The organism is Gaiella sp., from assembly GCF_035710885.1.
Taxonomy (GTDB): Bacteria; Actinomycetota; Thermoleophilia; order Gaiellales; family Gaiellaceae; genus Gaiella.
The window spans coordinates 15698-33499 of record NZ_DASTCS010000020.1 but is presented as its reverse complement, the minus strand read 5'-3'; the positions used below and the strand labels follow the sequence as shown (position 1 = coordinate 33499).

Here is a 17802-nt window from a genome sequence, read left to right as displayed (position 1 = left end):
GTCTGTCGGGTGCGGTCGAACGCGGCCGCGGTGGGGCGCTGGTCGCGTGATCCTACGCGTGCCCGCGGCGGGGGTCTACGGCAGCCGGGGGGCGCTCAGCAGCGCGAGGCCCGCACCGCCCGCGAGCAGCAGCGCCGCCGCCGCGACGAACATCGCGGTCACCTCGCGCGGGCGGTCCTCGCGGCCGACCCGCGAGCCCAGCCCCGCGTAGACCTTCTCCAGTGCGTCCGCGCTCTCCGCGTCGAACGCCTGGGCACCGGTGTACTCGGCGATCGCGGCGAGCGTCTCGCGGTCGGGCGGGACGGGGATCAGCTGCTCCTGGCCCGGTGGGCCGGCGAGGATCGTGCCGCCCTCCGTTCCGAGCGCGATCGTGAAGACGGGGATCCCGGCCACCTGGGCGCGCTGCGCCCCCTGACCGGGGCTCAGCAGCCCGCGGGTCTGCGCTCCATCCGAGAGCAGGAGGATCGAGGCGAGCGAGCGCCCGTCGGCGTCCTTCAGCGCTGCCCCCTGGCCATCGCCCTCCGCGGCGGCACCGGTGGCCGAGCGCGCGAGGTCGACCGCGCGGGCCAGGCCGTCGCCGATCGCGGTCCCGAAGCCTGGCCCGAGCACGTCGATCCCCTGGTCGAGCATGGCGCGGTCGACCGTCGGCGAGACGACGACGTGCGGCTCGTCCGAGAACGAGACGACGCCGACGCGAAGGGAGTCGGGCGCCGAGTCCAGGAAGGAGCGCATCGCGTTCTTCGCCGCGGCCAGCCTCGTCGGCTTCACGTCCGTGGCGCGCATCGAGCCCGAGGTGTCTACGACCAGCACGACGCTCGCCCGCTCGTTCGGCGCCTTCACGGTGACCGTGGGTCGGGCGAACGCCACCGCGAGCGCGGCGAGCGCGAGGAGCAGCAACGCGGCGGGGACGTGGCGCTTCCAGGCACGGCGCCGGCCCGCAACCGCTGCGAGCACGTCGAGGTTCGTGTAGCGCACCGCGAAGCGAGGAGGTCGGCGCTGCAGGAGCCAGTAGCCGAGCGCGGCGAGCGGTACGACGGCGAGGCCGACGAGCAGCGCGGGCGCCTCGAAGCTCACCGTGTGCCCCGCGTGCAGAGGGCGTGGAGCTGCAGCTCGATCCGGAGCGACTGCGGCACGGAGGCGGCCACGGTCGCGACGGCGCTGACCGTGCGCCCCGACGTGGTGCGCCGGATGCGAACGGCGCGCAGGAGCGTCGAGCCGGGCTCGTCCGGGATGTGGAAGCCGTAGGCGTGTGTCGTCCCCAGCAGCCGCGTCCCCGCGGGACAACGTCCCACGGCCCGTACCGACGCACCGGAGACGAGCCGCTTGCGGGTCACGCGCCTGTCGATCGGCTTCGCCGGAACGTACGCGGCAGGTCGTCTCACCGCGGTCTCGCCCCGTGCCCCGCCCCCCGAGGTCGGGACGCAGCCGATGAACGGCTGGAACGACGTCGGACGCGGCAGGCCGCCCGTGTAGACGGCCGTGAACACGACCTCGCGCCCGGTCGTCACCCCCGGGCCCACCGGGGCGCCGTTCTCGCCGCGGATGCTCACGTCGGTCGCGCGGTCGGCGACCCGGGCATCGATGCCGGCGACGATGTAGCCCCGCAGGGGGCAGCGCATCTCCCAGACGACGGTGGAGACACCGCCGCGCGTCGGCGCCGGGATCACGACCCACGGCCCGGGGACCGGGAGGCACGTCTGCAGGCCGCGGCACTCGTCGGCCGCTCGGGCTGTTCCCGGGCGGGCGAGCCCCACGGCACACGCCAGCACCACGACGGCCACGATCGAGACCCGCTTCACAGCGCCCGCCTGAACCAGAGAGACGAGAGCGCGCCGCCGAGGAGCAGCAGCACCGCGCCACCCGCGGCGAAGGCGGAGGTGACCTCGACGCGCTTCCGGTCGCGGGCGAGCCGGGTGCCGAGCTCGCGATAGACGGCCTCGAGGCGTGCCGCGCTCGGCGCCTCGGAGAAGGTCCCGCCCGTCGTGCTCGCGATCAGGCGCAGGGTCGGCACGTCCGGGGCCACGACCACGCGCTCCTTGAGCCCGCCGGGCCGTGGCACCTCGACGACCGCCTCCCCCGTGCCGAGCGCGACCGTGGAGACCGGCACGCCGAGCCGCCGCGCCCGCTGGGCCGCCGGCCCCGGCCGGATGTCCCCGGCCGTCTGCGCGCCGTCGGAGAGGAGCAGCACCGCCGCAGGGGAGGCCTCGCCCGCCTGCGGCACGGGATCGGGCTCCTCGCCCGGCCGGCGCGCGAGAGCGAGGTCGACGGACCTGCTGATCGCAGTCCCGATCGCAGTCCCGGAGCCGAGGCGGAGCTCGGCGATCGCGGCTCGCGCCGCCTCGCGGTCGGCCGTCGGCGGGAGCACCGGGTCGGCCGAGGTCGAGAACGAGACGATTCCCACGCTGTAGTCATCGGGAACCTCGTCGATGAACGCGAGCGCGGCCTGCTTCGCAGCGTCGAAGCGGGTCGGCTGCACGTCCTGCGCCTCCATGGAGCGCGACGTGTCGATCGCGAGGACGATCGTCGCCTCGTCGCGGGTCACGTCCTGGACGAGGTGCGGTCTCGCGACACCGACGATCAGCAGCGCGAGCGCACCCAGGGCGAGAACCGCCGGGACGTGGCGCCGCCATCCGGGGGAGGCGGCGACGAGGTTCGGCACGAGCGCGGGATTGGCGAAGCGCTCGGCGCCGCGCCGTCTCCTGCGGTTGGCCAGCACGTGGAGGCCCGCCATGACCGGGATCGCCAGGAGGCCGACGAGCGCGATCGGCCAGGCGAAGCTCATCTGCGCTTCCTCCGGAGGAAGACGGCCAGGTCCCGCAACCAGTCTCGGTCGGTCGAGAGGGCGACGTGTGCCACGCCGGCGCTCGTGAGCTCTCGCGCGACCGCCGTGCGCTCCTCCGCCGCCGCCTCTGCGAACCGGGCGCGCAGCTTCCCGTCGTTCGTGTCGACCTGCAGCTCGTGCCCGCTCTCGGGGTCGACGAGCCACAGCGTCCCGACCGGCTCGAGTGCCTGCTCCCGCGGGTCGCGCACCTCCATCGCGACGACCTGATGCCTGCCCGCGAGCCGCAGCAGCGGCCGTCGCCAGTCGCGCGGCCCGCGGAAGTCGGAGACGACGACGACGAGCGCACGCTGTCGAGCGGCGCCGGCAACGCGCGTGAGCGCCTCGGCCAGGGGCATGCCCGAGCTCCCATCCGGCTCGTACCCGTCACGGAGCGCGAGCAGCAGGCCGACGAGCCCGGCCCGCCCCTGCGTCGGCGGCAGGACGCGCTCGGTTGCGCCGCCGAAGCCGACGAGCCCGACCCGGTTGCCGCGGACGGTCGCCGCATGCCCGATCGCGAGGGTCACCCCGAGCGCGACGTCCGCCTTGCGGCGGGCGGCGGTGCCGAACGCCATCGACGGCGACAGGTCGAGCACGATCCACGTGACGAGGACACGCTCGGCGAGGTGGACGCGGACGTGCGGCTCCGTCGTCCGGGCGGTGACGTTCCAGTCGATCAGCCGCACGTCGTCCCCCGGCACATACGGGCGGACCTGAGCGAGCTCGGTCCCGCGCCCGAGCAGCGCAGAGCGGTGGTCGCCCGCGAGCAGGCCGTCGACGCGGCGGGCGATCGTCAGCTCGAGCGCCTTCAGCAGGCCCTCGGGGACGGGACCGGGGCCGGGGCGGGACGGAGTCGGCTCCGCCCCGAGTGCCTTGAGGACGCGGATCACGCGGCCGCGGGTCTCCCGAGCTCGAGCCGCGGCTGCGGCACGGCCGCGATCACCGCGTCGAGGACGTCGTCGGCGGTCCGCTCCTCGGCGAGCGCCTGATAGGTCAGGACGAGCCGGTGGCGGAACGCGTCCTTGACGAGCGCGCGGAGGTCTGCCGGGATGACGTAGTCACGTCCGTGCACGAGGGCGAGCGCGCGCGCGCTCTGGACGAGGGCGATCGGGCCGCGCGGGCTCGCGCCGTAGGCGACGAACTCGGCGATGCCGTCGAGGCCGAACGTGGCGGGCTCGCGTGTCGCGGCGGCCAGACTGACCGCGTAGCTCACGAGACCGGGGTCGACGTAGATGTCCTTGACGCTGCTCTGGAGCGCCGAGAGCTCCGAGAGCGGCAGCACCTGGCGCACCTCGACGGGGTCCTCGAGGGAGCGGTTCACAACCGTCAGCTCCTCGTCGCGCTCCGGATAGCCGACGAGGATCTTGAGCATGAACCGGTCGACCTGCGCCTCGGGCAGCGGGTACGTCCCCTCGGACTCGATCGGGTTCTGGGTCGCCATCACGAGGAACGGCTGCGGCACGAAATGGGTGTCGTGGCCGATCGTGACCTGGCGCTCCTGCATCACCTCGAGCAGCGCGGACTGCACCTTGGCGGGTGCGCGGTTGATCTCGTCGGCGAGCAGGAAGTTGCAGAACACGGGACCGAGGTCGGTCTCGAAGTTCGCCTGGTCGGGGCGGTAGACTCGCGTCCCGACGAGGTCGGAGGGCACGAGGTCCGGCGTGAACTGGATCCGGCGGAACGAGCCGCCCAGAACCGCTGCGGTCGTCTTGATGGTGAGGGTCTTGGCCAGGCCGGGCACGCCCTCGATCAGCAGGTGGCCCCCTGCGACCAGGCACACGAGCACGCGCTCGAGCATCTCGTCCTGGCCGGCGATGACGCGCTTGACCTCGACGAGCGCCTCCTCCAGGAGGGCGCGCGGCGCGTCGGGGTCGCGTGCGGGCGGCGGGGACTCTGCTGCCGGGATGGTGGGCTCGCTCTCCGGTGCGGACATGTGCGCTCCTCGCGTCGACGTCGGACGGCGAGCGGCCGGCGGGCGGCGCGCCCGTCGCCCGATGGTAGACCGCCGCCCCCATCTCCATGTTGCGGGGCGGTTATTTCTCGCTGTGAGCAGGAAATGCGCCTCGGCGTGAAACGCGCGCCTCGAGGCTCTAGCATCGCCGCATGGACTTCCGCGACACGCCCGAGGAGGCGCGCTTCCGCGACGAGGTCCGTGCCTGGCTCGAGACCAACCTCCCGGACGAGCTCCGGGGCCATCGGGGCGGCGCGGCGAGGTTCGACGGGCCCGAGGTTCGTGCGTGGAGCCGCGCCCTCTACGACGGCGGCTGGGTCGGCATCTCCTGGCCGAAGGAGTACGGCGGCCGCGGGCTCGCGCCCCGCTTCCAGGCGATCTACCTCGAGGAGGAGGCGCGCGCGGAGGGGCCGCCGCACATCGGCGTGATCGGGCTCGGGATGGCAGGCCCGACGATCATCACCCGGGGCACGGAGGCACAGAAGGCCCGGTACCTGCAGCCCCTGCTGGCCGCGGAGGAGATCTGGTGTCAGGGGTTCTCGGAACCGGGAGCCGGCTCCGATCTGGCGGGCGTCCGCACGTCCGCGCGCCTCGAGGGCGACCGGTTCGTGCTCGACGGGCAGAAGGTCTGGTCCTCGTACGCGCATATCGCCGACTTCTGCATCCTCCTCGCCCGCTCGGACCCGACCTCGGAGCGTCACGCGGGGCTGACGTACGTGATCGTCGACATGCACGCGCCCGGGGTCGAGGTTCGGCCGCTCCGGCAGATCACGGGCGAGGCCGAGTTCAACGAGATCTTCCTGAGCGGCGTCGAGGTGCCGGTCGAGAACGTGATCGGCGACGTCGGCGGCGGCTGGGACGTCGCCATGACGACCCTCCTGCACGAGCGGGGGACGCTCGGGTTCGCCCTCGTGGCGCGGCTCGAGGTCCAGGTGCAGAAGCTCATCGGGCTCGCCGTCGACCGGGGTGCCACTCCGACGCAGCGCGAGGCGATCGCCCGCGAGTGGATCCACCTCCAGGCGCTGCGCGTCACCGCGAACCGGTCGCTGTCCGCACTCGAGCGAACCGGGATCCCCGGTCCCGAGGGCTCGATCCTCAAGCTCCAGTGGTCCGAGGGGAACCAGCGCGTGACGAAGCTGGCGCTCGAGCTGCTCGGGCCGGACGCGCTGCTGCTCGCGCCCAACGCGCCGTACGGTGGCTACTGGCCGACCCAGCAGCTCCGCAGCCGCGGGAACACGATCGAGGCCGGGACGTCGGAGATCCTGCGCAACATCGTCGCCGAGCGCGTGCTCGGGCTGCCGAGGTCGAGGTAGCCGAGGGTGGACCTCTCGTTCACCCCCCTCCAGGAGGAGCTCCGCGGGCAGGCGCGCGCGTTTCTCGAGGCGACGTCCGGGCCGACCTGGGCGCAGCTCGCCGAGCTCGGCTGGACCGGCGCGGGCGTGCCGGAGGAGCACGGCGGGGCGGGCCTCACGTTCGTCGAGGAGGCCGTCCTCCACGAGGAGGCCGGCCGCGCGCTGCTGCACGCGCCCCTCTGGTCGACGTCCTCCCTCCTCCCGTTCCTGCCCGGGAGCGACCAGGCGGCCGTCGCCGCGGGCGACGCGAGCTGGACGCTCGCACTCGGCCCGCTCGTCCCGGACCTCGACACCGCCACGAACGTGGCGGTCGTCGGCGGGGACACGATCTGGGAGCTCGACGGTGCCGACCGCGAGATGCTCCCGACGAGCGACGAGAGCCGACCGCTCGGCGTGGTCTCGGGCGGCGAGGCCGGGCGGGAGCTCTGCTCGTCCGACGTGCTCCCGACGCTGCGCTCGCGCTCGCTCGCGATCCTGGCGCTCGAGGCCGTCGGCGTCGGCGCCAGGGCGGTCGAGCTGACCGTCGGATACGTCGCAGACCGCGAGCAGTTCGGCAGGCGCATCGGCACGTACCAGGCCGTCTCGCACCCGCTCGCCAGCTCGCACGCGGAGATCGAGCTGGCACGCTCGCTCGCGTGGTGGGCGGCGTGGTGCGTCGCGCACGACGAGGAGGACGCGCCGGTCGCGGCCGCGGCGGCGAAGGCCGACGCCGCCGACGCGGCGGTGCTCGCGTGTGAGCGCGCGATCCAGGCGCACGGCGGAATCGGCTTCACCTGGGAGCACGTGCTGCACCGGCTGTACAAGCGCGCGCTCTGGATCCAGTCGTGGGAGGCTTCACCGGCGCAGCTCCGAGCCGAGGTCGCCGGCCATCTGCTCGACCGAGGAGGGACGTGATGCAGGGCCTGATGATGGACTACCAGCTCAACGTCCCGGCGATCCTCCGCCGCGGTGACGAGCTCTACGGCGATCGCGAGATCGTCTCGCGGCTCCCCGACAAGAGCTGGCATCGCTACGGGTACGGCGACTTCGCGTCCCGGGCGAAGCGCCTCGCGGTGGCGTTGCGCGGCCTCGGCCTGCAGGACGGCGACCGCGTCGGCACGCTCATGTGGAACCACCACGAGCATCTCGAGACGTACATCGGCGCTCCGGTCGGCGGGTTCGTCACGCACACGCTGAACCTCCGGCTCCACCCCGACGACAACACGTACATCGCGTCCCACGCGGGCGACCGCGTGCTGGTCGTGGACAAGGTGCTGTGGCCCCTCGCCGCGCAGTTCGTCGACCGGGTGGGGTTCGAGCACGTGATCGCCGTCGGCGCCGGCGACACACCCGACGGCGCGCTCGACTACGAGGAGCTGATCGCCGCCGCCGACGAGAGCGCCTTCTCCTACCGGGACATCGACGAGGGGCTCGCTGCTGCGATGTGCTTCACGAGCGGGACCACGGGCAAGCCCAAAGGTGTCGTCTACTCGCACCGCGCGATCGCGATCCACGCCCTGACGGCCGTCTCCCTGCTCGGGATCACCGAGGGCGACACCGTCCTCCCGGTCGTGCCGATGTTCCACGCGAATGCGTGGTGCTTCCCGTTCAGCTGTACGCTCGTCGGCGCGAAACAGGTCTTCCCCGGGCCTCACCTCGACCCGCAGAGCCTGCTCGAGGCCTTCGACTCCGAGAAGGTCACGGTCTCCGCCGGGGTGCCCACCATCTGGATGGGGATCCTCCAGGCGTTGGACGCCGACCCGGGCGGCTGGGACCTCTCCCGCATGCGGACGATGACGGTCGGCGGCTCTGCGCCGCCCCGCGCGATGATCGAGGCGTTCGGCGACCGCCACGGCCTGCACATCACGCACGGCTGGGGCATGACCGAGATGTCTCCGATCGGCACGATCTCGGGGGCGCCGGGACAGGAGCAGGACCTGGAGGGCGCCGCCGCCTACGACAAGCGCGCGCAGCAAGGCCCCCCGATCCCCTTCGTCGAGATCCGCGCGCGCGGCGTCGAGGGCCTCGTGCCGTGGGACGGCGAGAGCATGGGCGAGCTCGAGGTGCGAGGACCGTCGGTCGCATCGTCCTACTTCGAGGCGCCGGACGCGGCCGACCGCTGGACCGACGACGGGTGGTTCAGGACGGGGGACATCGTCACGATCGGGCGTGACGGCTACGTCGAGATCCAGGACCGTGCGAAGGACCTCGTCAAGTCCGGCGGCGAGTGGATCTCCACCGTGGCCCTCGAGAACGCCCTGATGGGGCACCCCGCCGTCGCCGAGGCGGCCGTGATCGCGGTGCCGGACGACAAGTGGTCGGAGCGGCCGCTCGCCGTCGTCGTCCTCCGCGAGGGAGCGACGGCGACCGACGAGGAGCTCCGCGACCACCTGGCGCCGTCCTTCGCGAAGTTCTGGCTCCCCGACCGGTTCGAGTACGTGGACGAGATCCCGAAGACCGCGGTCGGCAAGTTCCGCAAGACCGCGCTGCGCGAGCGGTTCTCGTCCGCCGTCGCAGCCGAGAATCGTTAGAACCCCCGCATGGGCACCTACGTCTCCACGGAGCGGCGCGACGCCGTCTCGCTCGTCACGATCGACAATCCGCCGATGAACGCGCTGTCGTCGGCCCTCCTCGACGAGCTCGAGGCCGAGGTCGACGCGCTCGACGCGGACGACGCCGTCCGCGCGATCGTCCTCCGCGGCGCCGGCGAGCGCGCGTTCGTCGCGGGTGCGGACATCAAGGAGTTCCCCGCGCTCCGCGAGTCCGCCTCGGAGGGCGGCTCGGCGCGCGGGATCCAGCGCCTCGGCCACCGGATGGACGCTGCCCGGACTCCCTTCGTCGCCGCGATCCGCGGGTTCTGCCTCGGCGGCGGGCTCGAGCTGGCGCTCTGCTGCGACGTGCGCGTCTGCTCGGACGACGCGCGGCTCGGGCAACCGGAGATCAAGCTGGGGCTGATCCCCGGCGGGGGCGGCACGCAGCGGCTGCCCCGCGTCGTCGGGATCGGCCGCGCGATGCTCCTCAACCTGACGGGCGAGTTCGTGGACGCAGAGACGGCGTACGCCTGGGGCCTGGTCGAGAAGGTCGTCTCGGTGGCCGAGCTCGAGGAGGCGGCACTCACGATCGCCGGGCAGATCGCCGCCCAGTCGCCGCACGCGGTCGCCGTGCTCCGCGAGCTCGCGAGGACGACGCGCGACCTCCCGCTCGAGGAGGGCCTGCGGCGCGAGGCGGACGGGTTCGTCCGCTGCCTCCGCTCCGAGGACGGCGCGGAGGGCGTCGCCGCGTTCATCGAGAAGCGGGCCCCCGTCTTCACGGGGCGCTGAGCCGCTCGTGTTGATCCGACACACGCGGTGTGGAGGCCCGCGATGAAGGCGGTCGTGCTCGACGAGGAGCGGCGGCTCGCGCTGCAGGAGGTGCCCGATCCGACCCCGGGGAAGGGCCAGACACTGGTCGAGGTGCGGGCCGCAGGCGTCAACTACGCGGACGTCCTCATCCGCGAGGGCCGCTATCCGCAGGCGCCGCCGCTCCCGTTCGTCCCGGGATCGGAGATCGCCGGCGAGACGCCGGAGGGACGCCGCGTGATCGCATTCGTGCGGGCCGACGGCGGCGGCTACGCCGAGAAGGCGGTCGCGGACGCCGACTGGCTGTTCGATCTGCCCGAACGCGCGTCGTTCGAGGAAGGCGCCGCGTTCCTGCTGGCGTTTCTCACCGCGTGGATCCCGCTCACGAGGCAGGTGCGGATCGCGCCCGGGGCGCGGGTGCTGGTGACCGCGGCGGCCGGAGGCGTCGGCAGCGCGGGCGTGCAGGTCGCACGCGCGCTGGGCGCCGAGGTCGTCGGCGCCGTCGGATCGGCCGACAAGGCAGAGCGCGTGCGCGCCCTCGGCGCGTCCGGCGCCGTCACGTACGAGGAGGTCGGCGGGCTGGAGCCGTTCGACGTGATCCTCGACCAGGTCGGCGGCGAGCTGTTCTCGGCCGGGGTCAAGCTGCTCCGTCCGCTCGGGACGATCATCGGGATCGGCTTCGCGGGCGGTGCGTGGCAGCCACTCGACCCGGCGCTGCTCGTCGGCCGGAACGTGTCCGTGGCCGGGTTCTACCTCGCTCGCTTCATGAAGCTCCGGCCCGAGGTCGTCCACGAAGCCGCGACCGAGCTCCTCGGGCGGTGGGCGAACGACGAGATCACCCCCGTCGTCGGCGCGACGTACCCGCTGGCGGAGGCGGACGAGGCCCTTCGGCTCGTGGCGGAGCGCCGCTCGACGGGGAAGGTCGTGCTCCTCCCGTGAGCCGTGCGCTGGTCACCGGCGGCGCGTCGGGCATCGGCGCTGCGCTCGTCTCCCGCCTCCGCTCGGAGGGCTTCGACGTCGACTCGCTCGACCTCGTGACCGGGTTCGACGTCAGCGACCCCGACCACTGGGATGCGGTCGGCCCGGTCGAGGTCGCGTGCCTCAACGCAGGCGTCCTGGGCGGCCCGGCCGACCCCGCGGCGCTGACCGTCGACGGCTATCGCCGCGCGATGGCCGTCAACGTCGACGGTGTCGTCCTCGGAGTCCGCCGGCTCGCCACCGTGATGCCGTCGCGTGGGCGGATCGTGTGCACTGCGTCGCTGGCCGGGCTGACCGCGGTACCCGACGACCCGGTCTACGCCGCGACGAAGCACGCGGTCGTCGGCTTCGTGCGAAGCGTCGCCGCTTCCCTCTCCGAGCGCGGGATCTCGGTCAACGCCGTGTGCCCCGGGTTCGCGGACACGCCCATGGTCGCGGGGTCGGCCCGCGAGCGCCTGACGGCGGCCGGTTTCCCTCTCATCTCGGCGGCTGACGTGGCCGAGGCCGCCTGGGTCGCTTTGCAGTCGGGCGAGACGGGGCACGCCTGGGTCGTCCAGCCCGGCCGCCCGCCGCTCGACTTCCGCTTCCCGACGCTCCCCGGCCCGCGGCGTGCGCACGAATCCGTCGGGCCGCCGCCGTCGCTGTCCTGAGCCGGCTCCCGGGACGTGCGCCTGCCCTCGCGCGACGCGACCCGGGCCGGGCGCCGGCCGTATGCCGAGGCGGTGCGTGAGGCGCGCGCCGGCGGGTCAGCGCGGGGCGAAGGGACGGTGTCAGACACCGATCCTCGTCAAGGCGGACGTGTGCCACGTGTGTGCCAATCGCTCCACACGACACCTGGAAGCGGCTGTTGCCTATACATTGAACGGATGGCGAGGCAGCCACGAGAGTGGATCGAGGGGTCGATCTACCACGTGTTCTCACGCGGGAGCAACCGGCAGGCGATCTTCCTGAACGAGGGTGACTACGTCGAGTTCGACATGCTCCTCGCCGCCGCCATTCGCAAGCACCGGCTCGAGAGCTTCGGCTGGTCGCTCATGCCCAACCACTGGCACGGGATCTTCCGCTGCCCGGCGGAAGGGCTCTCGCGGTTCATGCAACGCCTGAACCATCGGTATGCCCTGCGGTTCGACCGGCGCTGGGGTCGAACCGCGCACGTCTTCGACAATCGCTTCGGCGCCGTGCTCCAGCAGACGGAGGAGCAGTTTCTCTGGACGCTCCGTTACGTCGCGCGCAACCCCGTCGATGCCGGTCTACACGCGTCGCCGTTCGACGCTCGATGGACGAGCTTCGCGGCCACCGCCGGCCTCGTCCGCGCGCCCGAGTACCTGCGCGTGGGCGAGATCCTCGAGCACTTCGGACACGACCCCGCAACTGCTCGCCAGCGCTATGTCGAATTCATCCTCAGATCGCCCGCGGGCCAGATGGATACGGCGTTCGACACGGCAGCCGAGGCGGCGATGCACGCGGCGATCGCCGTCTGACCCAGCTCGGCAGGCGTTGTGGAGAGACTGGCACGGACTCGGCACGCTTCGGGCTTGACGGAAATCGGTGTCTGACACCGCTCGTCCGCCCCACGCCGACGCCCGGCGAGCGCGACCAGCCGCCTACGAGAACTGCCAGCCCTCGCCGTCGCGGAACGAGCGCAGGATGCGCCGCGCGACGACCATCCGGTGCACCTCGTCGGGCCCGTCGTAGATGCGGGCCCCGCGCGCCATCATCGCCATCACCGCGAGCGGCGTCTCGTCCGTCAGACCGCGCGCGCCGTGCACCTGGATCGCGCGGTCGATCACGTCACAGAGCGCCCGCGCGGCGTAGAACTTCAGGAGTGAGACCTCGACCCGCGCGTCCGAGCCCTCGTCGATCTTCCGCGCGGCATCCATGGTCAGCAGGCGACAGGCCTGGATCTCGGCGGCGGAGTCGGCGACCCAGTTCTGGACGGTCTGCTTGTCGGCGAGCGGGCCGCCGAACGCCTCGCGCTCGTTCGCGTACCGGCACATCAGCCCGAACGCGCGCTGCATCTGCCCGAGCCAGCGCATCACGTGGTGGATCCGCCCCGGCCCGAGACGCTTCTGCGCGAGCATGAAGGCGTCCCCCTCCCCACCGAGCGTGTTCGTCACCGGGACACGAGCGCCCGTGTATCGGACCTCGCAGTGCGTGCTCCAGCCGCGGCCCGAATGCCCCATCACCGGAACGGCTCGAACGACGTCGACGCCCGGCGTGTCGACGGGCACGAGGATCATCGACCCCCGCCGATGCGGCTCGGCCTCGGGGTCCGAGATCGCGAACACGATCGCGAAGGCGGCCCCGTCCGCCCCGCTGGAGAACCACTTGTGCCCGTCGATCACCCACTCGTCGCCGTCGCGCGTCGCCCGCGTCCTGAGCAGCGTCGGGTCCGAGCCGGAGACCTCGGGCTCGGTCATCGAGAAGAACGACCGCACCTCGCCCGCGACGAGCGGGCGCAGGAAGCGCTCCTTCTGCTCGCCCGTGCCGAACAGGTGGAGGATCTCGGCGTTTCCCGCGTCCGGCGCCTGGCAGCCGAACACGAGCTGCGCGTACGTCGACCGCCCGATCTCCTCGTTGAGGCAGGCGTAGTAGAGGAACCCGAGACCGGTGCCGCCGGCCTCCGACGGGACGTGGGGCGCCCACAGGCCCTCGTCGCGGGCACGGGCGCGCAGATCCTCGAGCAGCGCCATCGCCGCGTCGTCCTCGCGTCCGATCGCGGCCTCGTTCGGGTAGACGTGCTGCTCCATGAACGCGCGGTAGCGGGCACGCGCCTCGAGGTACTCCGCGGGGAAGAGGGTCTCGGTCATGGGACTAGGATCCTGCAGATGCGCCTCGGCCTGCAACTGGGATACGACGATCCGGGCTTCTGGGTCGGCCTCGCGGAGGAGGCGGAGCGGTGCGGATTCCACTCGGTGTGGACCTCGGAGGCGTACGGCTCGGACGCGGTCTCGCCGCTCGCCTGGATCGGAGGGCGCACGAGGGAGCTCAGGCTCGGCACCGCGATCATGCAGATGCCGGCGCGGACGCCGGCGACGACCGCTGCGACCGTCGCCACGCTCGACCTCCTCTCCGGCGGGCGGGTGCTCCTCGGTCTCGGGACCAGCGGCCCCCAGGTAGCGGAGGGCTGGCACGGGCAGGCCTGGGGGAAGCCGCTCACGCGCACGCGCGAGTACCTCCAGATCGTGCGCACGATCCTCCGGCGGGAGGAGCCGCTGGAGCACCATGGCGAGCACTACGACATCCCCTACTCCGGCCCCGGCGCGACAGGGCTCGGCAAGCCGCTCAAGCTGATCGTGCACCCCCCGCGCGCCGACGTGCCGATCTACCTCGCGGCGATCGGCCCCAAGAACGTCGCGCTGGCGGCGGAGATCGCGGACGGCTGGCTGCCGATCTTCTTCTCGCCCGAGCGGTTCGGCGAGACGCACGAGCCGATGCTCGCCGAGGGGTTCGCACGTCGGGGCGGCCGTCCGGACGGCTGGGACCTGGCCGCGCACGTGCCGGTCGTCGTGACCGACGACGTCCAGGCGGCGCGAGACTTCCTCAAGCCGCTGCTCGCGCTGTACGTCGGCGGGATGGGCGCGAAGGGGCAGAACTTCTACACACGCCTCGCCGAGCGGTACGGCTACGCCGAGGCCGCCGCGACGATCCAGGATCTCTACCTCGCCGGGAAGAAGAACGAGGCGATCGCCTCCGTCCCCGACGCGCTCGTGGACGAGGTCGCGCTCGTCGGCGACCGCGAGCGGATCGCCGACCGGGTGGCGGCCTTCAGCGAGTGCGGCGTGACGACCCTCGTGCTGCAGGCGCGCCAGCCGGAGGCACTTCGGCTCCTCGCCGACCTCGTGTGACCGCCCACGCGGTCGAGATCGAGGCGTTGCGCGTCATCCGCGGCGAGCGCGCCGTCCTGGACGGGCTCTCGCTGCGCGTGCCCGCCCGGATGGTGACCGGCCTCCTAGGGCCGTCGGGCTGCGGCAAGACGACGCTGCTGCGCTCGATCGTCGGCGTCCAGGTCGTCGCCGGGGGCTCCGTCCGCGTGCTCGGACTCCCGGCCGGCTCGGCCGGCCTGCGCTCGCGCGTTGCCTACGCGACCCAGGCCGCGTCGGTCTACGACGACCTCAGCGTCCGGGAGAACCTCCGGTACTTCGCCGCTGTGCTCGGCGCCCCGTCGGGCGACGTCGCGCGGGTGGTGAGCGAGGTGGGGCTCGAATCCCACGCCGACGAGGTCGTCGACCGCCTCTCGGGCGGGCAGCGGTCACGCGCCTCGCTGGCGGTCGCTCTCCTCGGCGCTCCGGAGCTGATCGTGCTCGACGAGCCCACCGTCGGGCTCGACCCCGTCCTTCGCGGGGAGCTCTGGGACCACTTCCACCGGCTCGCCGAGGGTGGCCGGACGTTGCTGGTCTCGAGCCACGTGATGGACGAGGCCGCGCGCTGCGACGAGCTCGTCCTGATGCGGGACGGCGCCGTGCTGGCGCAGGAGACACCCGAGGCACTCCTCGCGCGCACGGGAGCGGCCGACACCGAAAAGGCGTTCCTCGCGCTCGTCCGGGGCGCCGACCAGGCGGCCGTGACCCCGTGAGCCCCGCGAGGACGCTCGCGACGACCCGCCGCGTCCTGACGCAGCTCCGCCGCGATCCACGCACGATCGCGATGTTGCTGGTCGTCCCGATGGTGCTCCTCTGGCTGCTCGACCTCGTGTTCGACGGGCAGCCGGGGACGTTCGACCGCATCGGGCCGGCGCTGCTCGCGCTCTTCCCGTTCGTCGTCATGTTCCTCGTCACCTCCGTGACGACGCTCCGGGAGCGGACGTCGGGCACGCTCGAACGCCTGCTCTCGATGCCGCTCGGCAAGCTGGATCTGCTGCTCGGCTACCTGCTCGCCTTCGGCCTCGTCGCCGTCGTGCAGGCGCTGCTCGCCTCGGGGCTGATGCTGTGGCTGCTCGATCTCGACGTCGCGGGGCCCGCGTGGCTGCTCGTCCTCGTCGCAGTCGTCGACGCCGTGCTCGGCTGCGCCCTCGGCCTGTTCGTGAGCGCCTTCGCGCGCACCGAGTTCCAGGCCGTCCAGTTCATGCCCGCGATCGTGCTGCCCCAGTTCCTGCTCTGCGGGCTGCTCGTCCCGCGCAACGAGATGGCCGGCTGGCTCGAGGCGATCTCCGCCGTGCTGCCGCTCTCGTACGCGGTGGACGCGATGCAGCGGATCACCGTCGAGCCCGACGTCTCGGGCCGGATCGTCGCGGACCTCGCGATCGTGCTGGCCGCGATCGTGCTCGCGCTCGCACTGGGCGCAGCGACGCTGCGACGCCGCACCGCCTGAACGGCAGGGCTATCGTCCGGGCGTGAGGATCGCGCGCAAGAGGTGAGACGGCGGCTCTACCTGATGCGCCACGGAGCGGTGGCGTACTTCGACGACGACGGCCGCCCGGTCGCGCCCGACGACGTGCCGCTGACGGACGAGGGGCGTGAGCAGGCCGAGGCCACCCGCGAGCTGCTCCAGGAGGAGCGAATCGACCGCGTGCTCTCGAGCGGCCTGCCCCGGACGGCCGAGACGGCCGCGCTCGTCGCACCCGGGCACGAGGTCGAGACCTGGCCGGACCTGCGCGAGATCATGGGCGCGAGGTTCTCCTCGATCCCGCCCGCCGAGCTGGAAGAGGCGTTCGTCCACGCGTTCCGTGGGGTCGTCCCCAACGACAAGCGCTTCATCGGAGGCGAGACGATCGGCGAGCTCTTCGACCGCGTGCTCCCGGCGCTGGAGCGCCTCGTGGAGGACGAGACGTGGGACACGGCCCTCGTCGTCGCACACGGAGCCGTGAACCGGGCGATCCTCTCCTACGCGCTCACCGGCGAGCGCATGTTCCTCGGCCGCTTCGAGCAGGCGCCGGGCTGCCTCAACGTCCTCGACGTCGGCGACGAGTGGGTCGTCCGCGCGGTCAACGTCGCCCCCGGTGACCTGGTCCACCGCTCCACTCGCCTCACGCAGATGGAGCAGTACTGGCTGCAGTACCGACCGCACGAGCTCATGGAATGAGCGAGGGGCGGGATCGCTCCCGCCCCTCGTATTTTCTTCAGCTTCCGACTCGGGTCGGACGCCGGGTTGCCTACGCGGCCGCCCCCGGGCACTTCAGCTTCGAGACGGTCGTGAACGTGCCGTTCGTGAACTTGACGATGCGCTCGCACGCGACCGCTTGCTGGTCGTTGCCCGACGTGCGCTGCCGATTGCCGGGCAGCAGGAACGGGTTCGTCTCGTCCCAGTTGCGGAACGCGCGCATCAGCGCGGCCCGCGTCGGGTTCCGGCCGGCCTTGTACATCAGCTGCACGAATGCGTGCGCGACGGCGACACCGTAGTAGTTGAGCCCGTCCGTCACGCGACCGCCGGGTCGGTACTTCGCCATCACCTGCTTGTACAGCTTCATCGCCGCGTCGTTGTCCCAGGTCGGGCTCGCGGGGTCCTTCAGGTACTGGACGGTGAACGTCTTGTCCACGAGGTCGCCACCGCCCGAGCTCCTCGAGAGCGTCAGGAAGGTGTCGGTCGCCGCGACCGAGGACGTGTAGATCACGGCCGGCGACCACCGCAGCGCGTTCGCGATCGGGTACGCGGGGATCGCGTACGTCGGGATCGCGAAGATCACGAGGATCGTGGCACCGGTCGCGCGGAGCTTTGCCATCTGCTGGCGAACGTCCACGGCGCCGAGCTCGTACGACTCGAGGCCGACGATGTTGGAGGCCTTGGCGCCGAGCCCCGCCCGGAATCCCCGGAGGTTGTCCGCGCCGAAGCTGTCGTTTTGGTACAGCACCGCGATCTTCGCGTTGGGGCTGTTGCGCGCGATCGCCGTGCCGTAGATCCGTCCCTCCCACTCGTAGTCGGGCTGCCAGCCGCCCGTCCAGGGGTACTGCTTCGCGTCACGCGCCCACGTCGAGGCGCCGGTAGCGTTCAGAAGCTGCGGGACCTTGCCCTGGTTGAGGTATGGCCGGATCGCCTCGTTGTGCTCCGTCCCCAGCGAGCCGACGACCGCGAAGACCTTGTCCTCCTCGACGAGCTTCCTGGTCTGCTGGACGGTGTTTGCGGGGTTGTAGCCGTCGTCGTAGATCTTGAAGACGATCTGACGGCCGAAGACGCCACGCCGTCCGTCGGGGCCCTTGCGCGAGTTGATGTACGAGAAGTACGCCTTCATCGCGGCCGGAATCGGGGCGTAGACGGATGCACGGCCGGTGAGCGGGAACGTTCCGCCGATGGTGATCGTTCGGGCGGTGATCCCGTTCTCGCTCGACGCCGACGTCGCGCTCGACGCCATGGTTCCGAGCACGACGACGAGCGCCGCCGCCAAGAGCACGACCTTCCTCATTCGAACTCCTTTTGGTGGTGGTGCGATGGCGGCGAGCCTACCCCCGCCGC

The 17802-nt window shown here is 72.4% G+C and carries 18 protein-coding genes; 11 read left to right on the top strand and 7 right to left on the bottom strand.

The window, feature by feature from the left end:
- Positions 1-75: 75 nt before the first annotated feature.
- Genes VFO26_RS04495 through VFO26_RS04475 form a run of 5 tightly spaced genes read right to left on the bottom strand, consistent with a single transcriptional unit; the run spans position 76 to position 4751 of the window.
- Entirely contained in the window at positions 76-1074 is a 999-nt protein-coding gene (locus tag VFO26_RS04495) for a VWA domain-containing protein (RefSeq protein WP_325113693.1), read from the bottom strand.
- Positions 1071-1799 (bottom strand): hypothetical protein, encoded by a 729-nt coding sequence (locus tag VFO26_RS04490; RefSeq protein WP_325113692.1) that lies wholly within the window; start codon positions 1797-1799, stop codon positions 1071-1073. The genes VFO26_RS04495 and VFO26_RS04490 overlap by 4 nt, the downstream gene beginning before the upstream one ends.
- Positions 1796-2782: a VWA domain-containing protein gene (locus VFO26_RS04485; protein WP_325113691.1), complete on the bottom strand. Its 987-nt coding sequence runs from the start codon at positions 2780-2782 to the stop codon at positions 1796-1798. Before VFO26_RS04485 ends, VFO26_RS04490 begins: the two co-directional genes overlap by 4 nt.
- Positions 2779-3708 (bottom strand): DUF58 domain-containing protein, encoded by a 930-nt coding sequence (locus VFO26_RS04480; protein WP_325113690.1) that lies wholly within the window; start codon positions 3706-3708, stop codon positions 2779-2781. Before VFO26_RS04480 ends, VFO26_RS04485 begins: the two co-directional genes overlap by 4 nt.
- Complete coding sequence (locus VFO26_RS04475; protein WP_325113689.1) at positions 3705-4751, bottom strand: MoxR family ATPase; 1047 nt, start codon at positions 4749-4751, stop codon at positions 3705-3707. The genes VFO26_RS04480 and VFO26_RS04475 overlap by 4 nt, the downstream gene beginning before the upstream one ends.
- A gap of 170 nt (positions 4752-4921) precedes the next feature.
- Here VFO26_RS04475 and VFO26_RS04470 point away from each other — a divergent pair, with 170 nt between their 5' ends.
- The 7 genes from VFO26_RS04470 (at position 4922) to VFO26_RS04440 (ending at position 11897) form a co-directional block, all read left to right on the top strand.
- Positions 4922-6082, top strand: a complete 1161-nt coding sequence (locus VFO26_RS04470; protein WP_325113688.1) for an acyl-CoA dehydrogenase family protein — start codon at positions 4922-4924, stop codon at positions 6080-6082.
- 6 nt (positions 6083-6088) lie between these two features.
- Positions 6089-7015 carry an acyl-CoA dehydrogenase family protein gene (locus VFO26_RS04465; protein ID WP_325113687.1) on the top strand — a complete coding sequence of 309 codons (927 nt, stop codon included), beginning with the start codon at positions 6089-6091 and terminating at the stop codon, positions 7013-7015.
- Positions 7015-8631, top strand: coding sequence for a long-chain fatty acid--CoA ligase (locus VFO26_RS04460; RefSeq protein ID WP_325113686.1), 1617 nt, complete (start codon positions 7015-7017; stop codon positions 8629-8631). Before VFO26_RS04465 ends, VFO26_RS04460 begins: the two co-directional genes overlap by 1 nt.
- 9 nt (positions 8632-8640) lie before the next feature.
- Complete coding sequence (locus tag VFO26_RS04455) at positions 8641-9420, top strand: enoyl-CoA hydratase/isomerase family protein (RefSeq protein ID WP_325113685.1); 780 nt, start codon at positions 8641-8643, stop codon at positions 9418-9420.
- A gap of 42 nt (positions 9421-9462) precedes the next feature.
- Positions 9463-10377: a quinone oxidoreductase family protein gene (locus tag VFO26_RS04450; RefSeq protein WP_325113684.1), complete on the top strand. Its 915-nt coding sequence runs from the start codon at positions 9463-9465 to the stop codon at positions 10375-10377.
- Positions 10374-11066, top strand: a complete 693-nt coding sequence (locus tag VFO26_RS04445) for an SDR family oxidoreductase (RefSeq protein WP_325113683.1) — start codon at positions 10374-10376, stop codon at positions 11064-11066. The genes VFO26_RS04450 and VFO26_RS04445 overlap by 4 nt, the downstream gene beginning before the upstream one ends.
- A 216-nt stretch (positions 11067-11282) precedes the next feature.
- Positions 11283-11897 (top strand): transposase, encoded by a 615-nt coding sequence (locus VFO26_RS04440; protein WP_325113682.1) that lies wholly within the window; start codon positions 11283-11285, stop codon positions 11895-11897.
- A 123-nt stretch (positions 11898-12020) separates the two neighbouring features.
- On the opposite strand, the gene VFO26_RS04435 is transcribed toward VFO26_RS04440, so the two are convergent.
- Entirely contained in the window at positions 12021-13226 is a 1206-nt protein-coding gene (locus VFO26_RS04435) for an acyl-CoA dehydrogenase family protein (protein WP_325113681.1), read from the bottom strand.
- A gap of 18 nt (positions 13227-13244) precedes the next feature.
- Here VFO26_RS04435 and VFO26_RS04430 point away from each other — a divergent pair, with 18 nt between their 5' ends.
- The 4 genes from VFO26_RS04430 to VFO26_RS04415 are packed head-to-tail and all read left to right on the top strand — an operon-like array spanning position 13245 to position 16437.
- Entirely contained in the window at positions 13245-14264 is a 1020-nt protein-coding gene (locus tag VFO26_RS04430; RefSeq protein WP_325113680.1) for an LLM class F420-dependent oxidoreductase, read from the top strand.
- Complete coding sequence (locus VFO26_RS04425; protein WP_325113679.1) at positions 14261-14992, top strand: ABC transporter ATP-binding protein; 732 nt, start codon at positions 14261-14263, stop codon at positions 14990-14992. The genes VFO26_RS04430 and VFO26_RS04425 overlap by 4 nt, the downstream gene beginning before the upstream one ends.
- Complete coding sequence (locus tag VFO26_RS04420) at positions 14989-15726, top strand: ABC transporter permease (protein WP_325113678.1); 738 nt, start codon at positions 14989-14991, stop codon at positions 15724-15726. The genes VFO26_RS04425 and VFO26_RS04420 overlap by 4 nt, the downstream gene beginning before the upstream one ends.
- A 42-nt stretch (positions 15727-15768) precedes the next feature.
- Positions 15769-16437 carry a histidine phosphatase family protein gene (locus VFO26_RS04415; protein ID WP_325113677.1) on the top strand — a complete coding sequence of 223 codons (669 nt, stop codon included), beginning with the start codon at positions 15769-15771 and terminating at the stop codon, positions 16435-16437.
- A 70-nt stretch (positions 16438-16507) separates the two neighbouring features.
- Here VFO26_RS04415 and VFO26_RS04410 read toward each other — a convergent pair whose 3' ends face one another.
- Complete coding sequence (locus tag VFO26_RS04410; RefSeq protein WP_325113675.1) at positions 16508-17752, bottom strand: ABC transporter substrate-binding protein; 1245 nt, start codon at positions 17750-17752, stop codon at positions 16508-16510.
- Positions 17753-17802: the final 50 nt, after the last annotated feature.